The following is an 8,649-nucleotide window of genomic DNA, read 5'->3' as shown; positions in this document are numbered from 1 at the left end:
TGTTCGGCCCGGCCGTCGCCCCGGCTGCCCCGGGCGACGCCGGGGGCAGCGGGCCCGGGCCTGACACCGGTTCGGGCAGCCGGATCGCCGCCCGGGCGGCCGAGGCGTCGTAGCGGCGGTGCTGCAGTGCCCGGCCACCGGCACCGCCGAGCACGGCCACCCCGGCGCCGGCCAGCCCGCCCTGCAGGAACCGGCGCCGGTCGGCCAGCAGCGTTCCGGGCCGGCGTGGCCCGGTGCCGGTGCCGGTGACGGCCTCGACGAGCCGGGTGAAGATCGCCATCGCGGCCAGCGCCCCGGCGATCGAGGGCACCGCATCGCTGGTGCGGGCGGCGTGGGCGGTGAGCGCGCAGTAGCCGCCGAGGACGCCGAGCAGCGCGATCCCGGCCAGCCCCAGCCCCGGGGACCGCATCGCCAGCAGCCCGATCAGCACCGCCAGCACGGCCAGCACCAGGTAGATCCCGCCCAGCAGGACGGCCTTGTCGGAGGTGCCGAACCGCTCGATCGCGAACCTCTTCACCGGTTCGGGGGTGAGCAGGATGAACCGGTTGCCCACCGCGATCACCGGCGAGGCCGCCGGCCGGATCAGGGCGGCCACCAGCTCGCCCACGCCCACCGCCACCCCGGCCGCCAGCAGGCCGATGGCGGCGAAGATGCCGAGCCTGCGCAGGTGGAGGCTCCGCGGGTGGAGGCTCCGCGGGTGGAGGCTCGGCGGGTGGAGGTTCACCTGCCCATGATGACCTGATCCGCAAGGACCGGTACCAGCATCGTCCGGCGGGGCTTGGCACCGATGGTGCGGACGGCGCGGGCCAGCGCCGGGCCGCTGCCGTGCACCACGGACAGGTGCGCCCGGGCCCGGGTCAGTGCGGTGTAGACCAGCGGACGGGACAGCATCCGGGCAGCCTCCGGTGGCAGCACCACGATCACGCCGCGGAATTCCGACCCCTGCGCCCGGTGCACCGTGATGGCCCAGCCGTGACTGATGTCGGCCAGCATCTTGCCGCTGACCTCGGCGAGCGCCGGGACGTCGGTGCCGAAGTCGATGGTGACGACCTTGTCCCGGACCGCGGTGACGGTGCCGACCTCACCGTTGGCGAAGCCGGTCGGGGTGGCCTCCAGGTGGTTGGCGGTGGCCACCACCCGGTCGCCGGGGTCGAACCGGTTGGCGGCCTTGCGGAAGGGAGACGGGTTGAGCTCGGCCTTGAGGGCGGCGTTGAGCTCGATGGTTCCGGCCGGTCCGCGGTGCACCGGGGTGACCACCTGGATCTGGTCGGGGTCGATGCCCAGCGCCCGGGGGATCGAGTCGGTCATCAGCTGCACCACCCGGCGCGCGCAGTCGCTGGACCCGCGGGCCGGGACGATCACCACCTCGCGGTCGGGTGAGTCCACCGCCGGCAGCTCACCGGCCCGCACCGCCGTCGCCAGCCGGGCGATCGCGCCACCGGCGTCCTGGCGGTAGAGGGTGGCCAGCTCCACCACCGCGACGGTGCCCGAGGCGATCAGGTCGGCCAGCACCTGGCCCGGCCCGATCGAGGGCAGCTGGGCCGAATCGCCCACGATCATCAGGTGGGTGCCGTCCGCGCAGGCCCGCAGCAATGCCGCGGCCAGCTCCACGTCGAGCATCGAGGCCTCGTCGACCACCACCAGGTCCTCGTCCAGCGGCCACTCGGCGCCGCGGGCGAACCCGGCGCTGAAGTCGATCTCGCCGCTGTCACCGGAGCGTGGCTGGACGCCCAGCAGCCGGTGGATGGTCATCGCCTCGGCGTCGCAGAGCTCGGCCAGCCGCTTGGCCGCCCGGCCGGTGGGCGCGGCCAGCGCCACCGACTTGCCGACCCGGCCCGCCTCGCGCACCACGGTGGCAACCGTCCGGCTCTTGCCGGTGCCCGGGCCGCCGGTCAGCACGCTGACACCGAGCGCCAGCGCGTTGTCCACGGCGCTGCGCTGCACCTCGTCCAGGCCGTCCGGATCGGCGGTGCCCTTGCCCGGTCGCCGGCCGCTCGGTGTTTTCGGTGTCTTCTGCGCCTTCTTGGCCGGGGCGAGGAACGGCGCGGCCGAGCGGATCAGCCGGTGCACCGAATCGGCGATCTCGGCCTCGGCGGTCGCGTAGCGGGTCAGCGCCAGCATCGGCTCAGCGGGTACGGCGCCGTCCTCAGCATCCCCGGCATCCGCGGCAGCGGCGCCGGCAGTCACCGCCTGTACCGCCTGCACCGTCTCACCGGCGCAGGCGTCGGCGATCGCCTGATCCGGGTCCGGAATCCGGAACAGCTCCAGGTCGAGCTTGACCTCTGAGACCGGCCAGACGGTGTGGCCCTCGCGCGCCGCCCGGGCCAGCACGAACCCGACCAGCGCCCGGGACCGGCGCGGATCCGAAACCTCGACGCCGGGCAGCGCCGCCCGGGCCAGCGCGTCGGCGTCGGGGACGTCCACCCCGGGCAGTTGCAGCAGCCGCCACGGGTCATCGCGCAGCAACCGGTGCGTGCCAGGGCCGAACGTCTCCACGGCCCGGCCGGCCAGCCGCGCCGACAGGCCGGCGGCCAGCAGCAGCTGGGCCACCTCATAGGCAGGCTGGGCGGCCAGGAACGCCGAGAACAGCCGGCCGGCCCGCAACTGTCCCACCTTGGGCAACCGGGTCAGCGCGGCCACGGTCACATCCTGCGGGCTGTGGATGCCCGCCTCGGGCAGTTCCGCCGCCAGGGCGCTGCCCAGCCCCGGCCACAGCCCGGCCGCGCAGAACGCCGCGAAGGCGGTCCTCTCCTGCTCGGCCGGGGGAGATCCGGTCAGCGGACGTCCTCGGGATAACCCAGCCGGGGTGCGGACACGTCGTCGAGGGCCAGCTGGATCTCCAGCGGCAGCTCGACCGCCAGCGACTGGACGGCGGCGGTCAGCTGGCCCAGGGTGCGGGCGCCGACGATGGCGGCAGCCACCCCGGGCCGGTTGCGCAGCCAGGACAGCGCGATCGTGATCGGCGAGGTCGCCAGGCCGTCGGCCGCCGTCGCCACCGCCTCGACGATGCCCACCTGGCGGCTGTCGGAGTAGCTGGACAGGCTCCGGCCCTGCGCCGCGCCGCGGGAGTCGGAGGGAACGCCATGCCGGTACTTTCCGGTCAGCACGCCGCCACCCAGCGGTGAGTACGCCAGGATCCCCAGGCCCAGCTCGGCGCACGCGGGCAGCACCTCGCGCTCGACCCCGCGCTCGAGCAGGGAGTACCGCACCTGGTTGGAGACCAACGGCGCCCGCCCCGGCACCGCCCGCTGCCAGGTCGCGGCCTGGGCGGTACGCCAGCCCGGATAGTTCGACACCCCGACGTAGCGGACCTTGCCGGAGCTGACCGCGGCATCCAGGGCCGCCAGCGTCTCCTCGGCCGGCACGCTCTGGTCGACGGTGTGCACCTGCCACAGATCCAGGTAGTCCACGCCGAGGTTGGCCAGCGACTCGTCCAAGCTCTTCAGCAGTGCACCGCGCGAGGTGTTCACGCTTCGCTGGTCACCGTTCCAGCTCATGCCGGCCTTGGAGGCCAGCAGCAATTCCGAGCGGGGCACCACATCGGCGATCAGCGCGCCGAGAATGCGCTCGCAGTCGCCGTCGGCGTAGGAGGCCGCGGTGTCGACCAGGGTGCCGCCGGCATCATGGAAGGCGACCAGGATGGCCGCGGCCTCGTCCGGGTCGGTGCCGCTTCCCCAGGTCATGGTGCCCAGGCCCAGCCGGGACACCTTCAAGCCGCTCCGTCCCAGCGCGCGCAGTTCCACGGAGCAGAACCTAGTGCACCGGCCCGGGCCGGGTCGGGACGCTCACCGCCGGTGCCGGGCTACCGGCCGGTAGCCGGCGGGCGGTGTCGGTAGGGTGACCGGCGTGAAACTGGGACTGAACCTCGGCTACTGGGGCATGGGCAACGACGCCGACAACCTCGCGCTGGCCCGGGAGGCCGATGTGCTCGGCTACTCCTGCGTCTGGGCGGCCGAGGCCTACGGTTCCGACGCGCCGACGGTGCTGGCCTGGATCGGCGCGCAGACCGAGCGGATCGAGCTGGGCAGCGCCATCCTGCAGATTCCGGCCCGCAGCCCGGCGATGGCCGCGATGACCGCGGCGACCCTGGACACGCTGTCCGGTGGCCGGTTCCGGCTGGGGCTCGGGGTGTCCGGCCCGCAGGTGTCCGAAGGCTGGCACGGCGTCCGGTTCTCCCAACCGCTGGCGCGGACCCGCGAGTACGTCGACATCGTCAACCTCGCGCTCAGCCGGCGGCGGGTGCGCTATGAGGGCACCCACTACACGCTGCCGCTGCCCGACGGTCCCGGCAAGGCGCTGCAGCTGACCGTGCACCCGGTGCGCGAGCGCATCCCGGTCTACCTGGCCTCGGTCGGGCCGAAGAACCTCGAGCTGACCGGCGAGATCGCCGACGGCTGGCTCTCCATCTTCTTCTCCACCGACTTCGCCGCCGAGCAGCTGGCCCGGATCGCCGCCGGCCGCGCCAAGGTCGGCAAGGATCTCGACGGCTTCGACGTGGTGGCCAGCGCGCCACTGGTGGTCAGCCCGAACGGCTCAGCCGCCCCCAACGGCACAGCTGGCTCAGCCGGGGATGACCCAGATGACCCGGGTGACCTCGACGCGCTCGCCGCGCCGCTCCGGAACTATGCCGCGCTCTACATCGGCGGCATGGGCAGCAGGGACGTCAACTTCTACAACCAGCTGGCGGTCCGGATGGGTTACCAGGACGAAGCCGCCGAGATCCAGCGCCGTTACCTGGCCCGGGACTACGACGGCGCCGCGGCAGCTGTTCCACTCGAGTTCATCGATTCGACGGCGCTGCTCGGGTCGCCGGACCGGATCGCCCGGCGGATGGCCGAGTTCGCCGCCGCCGGGGTCACCACGCTCAACGTGATGCCCTACGCCGCCACCCTGGAGGACCGGCTGACCAGCCTGCGAATCGCCGCCGAGGCGCTGCGGGCATCAGGAGCCGCGACGTGACCGGCCACCGGCAGGGTGACAGCGACCGGACCGGTCCGGTCAGCCGTCGGACGGCAGCTCGATGAGCGCTGACATCTCGGTCCTGCAGGCCGGGCTCTACGGCGTCGTGCAGGGACTGACCGAATTCCTGCCGATCTCGTCCACGGCGCACCTGCGGATCCTGCAGGCCTGGATGAATCCGGACGTCAGCCAGCCGGGCTTCACCGCCTTCACCGCCGTCATCCAGCTCGGCACGATGGCCGCGGTGGTGCTGTTCTTCTGGCGCGAACTGCTGCATGTCGCGGTGGCCTGGTTGCGAGGCCTGGTCGACAGCCAGGTGCGCGGCACCCTGGAATACCGGATGGGCTGGTACCTGATCCTGGCGACCATCCCGGTCGGCGTGCTGGGACTGGTCTTCAAGGATCAGATCACCACCGGAGCGCGCAACCTGTGGCTGATCGCCAGCGCGCTGATCGTGCTGGCGCTGGTGCTGGGGGTGGCCGAGCAGCGCGGCAGCAAGACCCGCAGCGAGGAGGACATCACCACCCGGGACGCCCTGGTGGTCGGGGCCGCCCAGTCCCTCGCCCTGATCCCGGGGGTGTCACGCTCGGGTTCGACGATCACCGCCGGGCTGTTCCGCGGCCTGGACCGGGTCACCGCCGCCCGGTTCTCCTTCCTGCTGTCGGTGCCGGCGGTGGTCGCCTCGGGGTTGTTCGAGGCCAAGGACATCGGCGAGCCCGGTGCCCCGGGGATGGGCATCACCCTGGTCGCGACGGTGATCTCGTTCGCGGTGGGCCTGGCCTCGATCGCCTGGCTGCTGCGCTACGTCTCGCGGCACTCGACCTTCGTGTTCATCGGCTACCGGGTGGCGCTCGGCGTGCTGCTGCTCGCGCTGCTGGCCGGCGGCGCCCTCTCAGCGACCTGACCCCTACCCGACCTGACCCACACCCGAGGCGGCTACCTTGCCCACTGTTCTCCTGCTCCGGCACGGCCTGACCGCGATGACCGGCCCGGTGCTGGCCGGCCGGACGCCGGCGGTCCACCTCGATGATCGCGGCCAGGCCCAGGCGGCCGCGGTCGCCGATCGGCTGGCGGCGCTGCCGCTGGCGGCGGTGCTGACCAGCCCGCTGGAACGCTGCGCCGAGACCGCCCGGGCCGTCACCCGGGCCCAGAAGGCGGCCGGCCGGACGGTGCCGCAGCGCTCGGACCGGCGGCTGCTGGAATGCGACTACGGGGACTGGACGGGCCGCTCCATCGCCTCGCTTTCCAAGGACCCGCTCTGGCCGGTGGTGCAGGCCCACCCGTCCGGCGTGAGGTTCCCCGGCGGTGAAGCGATGGCCGCGATGGCCGAGCGGGCGGTCCGGGCGATCCGTGACGTCGACGCCGATGTCGCGGCCAGTTCCGGCTCGGGCGCGGTCTGGGTGGCGTGCAGTCACGGCGACGTGATCAAGGCGATCCTGGCCGACGCGCTGGGCCTGCACCTGGACCTGTTCCAGCGGCTGGTGGTGGACCCGTGCTCGGTGTCGGCCATCCGCTACACGGCCGGCCGGCCGTTCGTGCTGAGCACCAACGACACCAGTGGTGACTTCAGCCGGTTCCTGCCGCCGCCACCGCCCACGGGCCGGGCGAGGAAGCGGCGGGCGGCGTCCTCGGATGCGACCGTTGGCGGTGGCGCGGGAGCAGGCGCCGTCTAAGCTCACTGTAATGAGCCGCCAGTTCTTCTTCTTCGACCAGCCGCGACGTTTCGTTGTCGGCACTGTTGGCCAACCCGGCGAGCGGGTGTTCTACCTGCAGGCCGCCGACGACAGCCGGATCGTCAGCGTGGCACTGGAGAAGGCCCAGGTTTCGGTGCTGGCGGAGCGGCTGGAGCAGCTGCTCGGCGAGGTGGCCAGCCGCAGCGGATTCGAGCTGCCCGAGGCCGTCGCGCCCGACACCGACCCGCTGGAGAGCCCGATCGACGAGGAATTCCGGGTCGCGGCCATGGGCCTTGCCTACGACACCGACTCGGGCATGATCCTGGTCGAGGCGCAGGCGCCGGCGGAGTCCGCCGAAGAGGCCGAGGCGAGCCTGCTGGAGGACACCGATGAGGGTCCGGACGCGCTGCGGGTGCGGCTTGCGCACCAGGCCGCGGTGGACTTCGTGGAACGGGCCCGCCGGGTGATCGCGGCCGGCCGGCCGCCGTGCCCGCTGTGCAACGAACCGCTGGACCCGGCTGGTCATGTCTGCCCGCGCAGCAACGGCTACCGGCGCCAGGCCCGGTTGGGATCGGGTGACTGAGCTCACCCCGCCGGTGGTGCTGCCGGTGCTGGAGGCTCTGGAGTTGCTCGAACGAGGCGAGATCACGGTCCAGGGCCGGATCACCACGGCCTCCAACGCCACCCTGTACTGCGCCATCGAACTGAGCGGCATGGCGGCGGCCTGCGTCTACAAGCCGGTGTCCGGCGAGCGCCCGCTGTGGGACTTCCCGGACGGCACGCTGGCTGAGCGCGAGGTGGCGACCTACCTGGTGGCCGCCGCGACCGGCTGGGAACCGGTGCCACCGACCGTGCTGCGCGAGGGCCCGCTGGGCACCGGCATGGTGCAGCTCTGGATCGCCCACGACGAGTCCTTCGACATCGTGGGAGCAATCAACTCCGGCCAGCTGCCGGCGTTGCAGCGGATGGCCCTGCTCGACGCGGTGGTCAACAACTCCGACCGCAAGATCTCCCACCTGCTGCCGGTCACCGGCGCCGGGCGCTCCCGGCCCGCGGAGTCCGAGCTGCATGTCTACGGCGTGGACCACGGGGTCAGCTTCGCCACCGAGAACAAGCTGCGGACCGTGCTGTGGCAGTGGGCCGGCGACCCGATCCCGGAAGAGGGCATCGACGTCCTGCGCCGGCTGGCCGAGCAGTTGCAGGCGGGCCTCGGCGAGCAGCTGTCGCGGTTGCTGACCGGTGCCGAAGTGCGGGCGGCCCGGCGCCGGGTGCAGCGGCTGCTGTCCAAGGGCACCTTCCCGATGCCGCCGACCGACTGGCCGGCGATTCCGTACCCGCCGTACTAGCCGGGTGGGCCAGCCGGCTCCGCAGCTGTGGGGCGGCACGGGTCGCGGGTCGAAGCAAGGCCGCTGATGAGGTCGCGCCAGTGCAGAACCGGCAATAGTGACGTAATACCGCATAAATGGTACCCTGCGCTGAGCTGCTCCGGTCGCCCATTCTGACCCCGAGGAGAGCACCAGTGCTCACCACCCCTGATCCCACCGTGCCGTCCGAGACTGATGGCAGCGCACAGACCCCAGCCGTCTCCGCAGTGCGGCGTTACTACACGCTGGTGGACGAGGGCGACGTGCCCGGCCTGGTCGCGCTGTTCGCCCCGGATGCCGTCTATCACCGCCCCGGCTACCCACCCCTCGTGGGAAGCGCCGAGCTGACCGCCTTCTACCTCGATCAGCGGATCATTCGCGAAGGCAGGCACACGATCGCAAGCCTCGTCGCGGACAGCCCACACGTCGCCGTGCAGGGAACGTTCGCCGGCGTGCTGCATGACGGGCGGACCGTCGACTTGCGGTTCTCCGACTTCTTCACCGTCGGCCAGGACGACCGGTTCACCCGGCGCGACACCTACTTCTTCACCCCTCTCGTCTGAGGAGGCTGCCATGCCCACCGTCGATGAGACGAACGTGTCGCACCCCGTCCGCCGAGCCGGCGTCGCGGATTTCGGGCACGCGGATACCTT

The 8,649-nt window shown here is 72.5% G+C and carries 8 protein-coding genes and 1 pseudogene; 6 read left to right on the top strand and 3 right to left on the bottom strand.

The window, feature by feature from the left end; all coding sequences use genetic code 11:
• The 3 genes and pseudogenes from VF542_RS05395 to VF542_RS05385 all read right to left on the bottom strand — a co-directional run.
• Positions 1–724 (bottom strand): annotated as a pseudogene (locus tag VF542_RS05395) (hypothetical protein); the annotation flags it as partial.
• Positions 721–2,640: an AAA family ATPase gene (locus VF542_RS05390; RefSeq protein ID WP_408650680.1), complete on the bottom strand. Its 1,920-nt coding sequence runs from the start codon at positions 2,638–2,640 to the stop codon at positions 721–723. The pseudogene VF542_RS05395 and the gene VF542_RS05390, both read right to left, overlap by 4 nt.
• A 134-nt stretch (positions 2,641–2,774) precedes the next feature.
• Positions 2,775–3,743, bottom strand: coding sequence for an aldo/keto reductase (locus VF542_RS05385; RefSeq protein ID WP_408650679.1), 969 nt, complete (start codon positions 3,741–3,743; stop codon positions 2,775–2,777).
• Between the two features lie 103 nt (positions 3,744–3,846).
• On the opposite strand from VF542_RS05385, the gene VF542_RS05380 reads away from it, so the two are divergent.
• The 6 genes from VF542_RS05380 (at position 3,847) to VF542_RS05355 (ending at position 8,559) form a co-directional block, all read left to right on the top strand.
• Positions 3,847–4,959, top strand: coding sequence for an LLM class flavin-dependent oxidoreductase (locus VF542_RS05380; protein ID WP_408650678.1), 1,113 nt, complete (start codon positions 3,847–3,849; stop codon positions 4,957–4,959).
• A 61-nt stretch (positions 4,960–5,020) separates the two neighbouring features.
• Positions 5,021–5,863: an undecaprenyl-diphosphate phosphatase gene (locus tag VF542_RS05375; RefSeq protein WP_408650677.1), complete on the top strand. Its 843-nt coding sequence runs from the start codon at positions 5,021–5,023 to the stop codon at positions 5,861–5,863.
• Between the two features lie 37 nt (positions 5,864–5,900).
• On the top strand, positions 5,901–6,632 hold the full coding sequence (locus VF542_RS05370; RefSeq protein ID WP_408650676.1) for an MSMEG_4193 family putative phosphomutase: 732 nt from the start codon (positions 5,901–5,903) through the stop codon (positions 6,630–6,632).
• 10 nt (positions 6,633–6,642) lie between these two features.
• Entirely contained in the window at positions 6,643–7,215 is a 573-nt protein-coding gene (locus VF542_RS05365; protein WP_408650675.1) for a DUF3090 family protein, read from the top strand.
• On the top strand, positions 7,157–7,978 hold the full coding sequence (locus VF542_RS05360; protein WP_408650674.1) for an SCO1664 family protein: 822 nt from the start codon (positions 7,157–7,159) through the stop codon (positions 7,976–7,978). The genes VF542_RS05365 and VF542_RS05360 overlap by 59 nt, the downstream gene beginning before the upstream one ends.
• 173 nt (positions 7,979–8,151) lie before the next feature.
• Positions 8,152–8,559: a nuclear transport factor 2 family protein gene (locus VF542_RS05355; protein ID WP_408650673.1), complete on the top strand. Its 408-nt coding sequence runs from the start codon at positions 8,152–8,154 to the stop codon at positions 8,557–8,559.
• The last annotated feature ends 90 nt before the right edge of the window (positions 8,560–8,649 follow it).

It is taken from the genome of Jatrophihabitans sp., assembly GCF_036389215.1.
Taxonomy (GTDB): Bacteria; Actinomycetota; Actinomycetes; order Mycobacteriales; family Jatrophihabitantaceae; genus Jatrophihabitans_A.
The sequence above is the reverse complement of the archived record's forward strand: the minus strand, read 5'-3'. Positions and strand labels throughout refer to the sequence as shown.

Excerpts from the sequence above, each read along its gene's own strand:
- VF542_RS05360 (WP_408650674.1), top strand. The coding sequence starts at position 7,157 with ATGTCTGCCCGCGCAGCAACGGCTACCGGCGCCAGGCCCGGTTGGGAT.
- VF542_RS05375 (WP_408650677.1), top strand. The coding sequence starts at position 5,021 with ATGAGCGCTGACATCTCGGTCCTGCAGGCCGGGCTCTACGGCGTCGTG.
- VF542_RS05365 (WP_408650675.1), top strand. The coding sequence starts at position 6,643 with ATGAGCCGCCAGTTCTTCTTCTTCGACCAGCCGCGACGTTTCGTTGTC.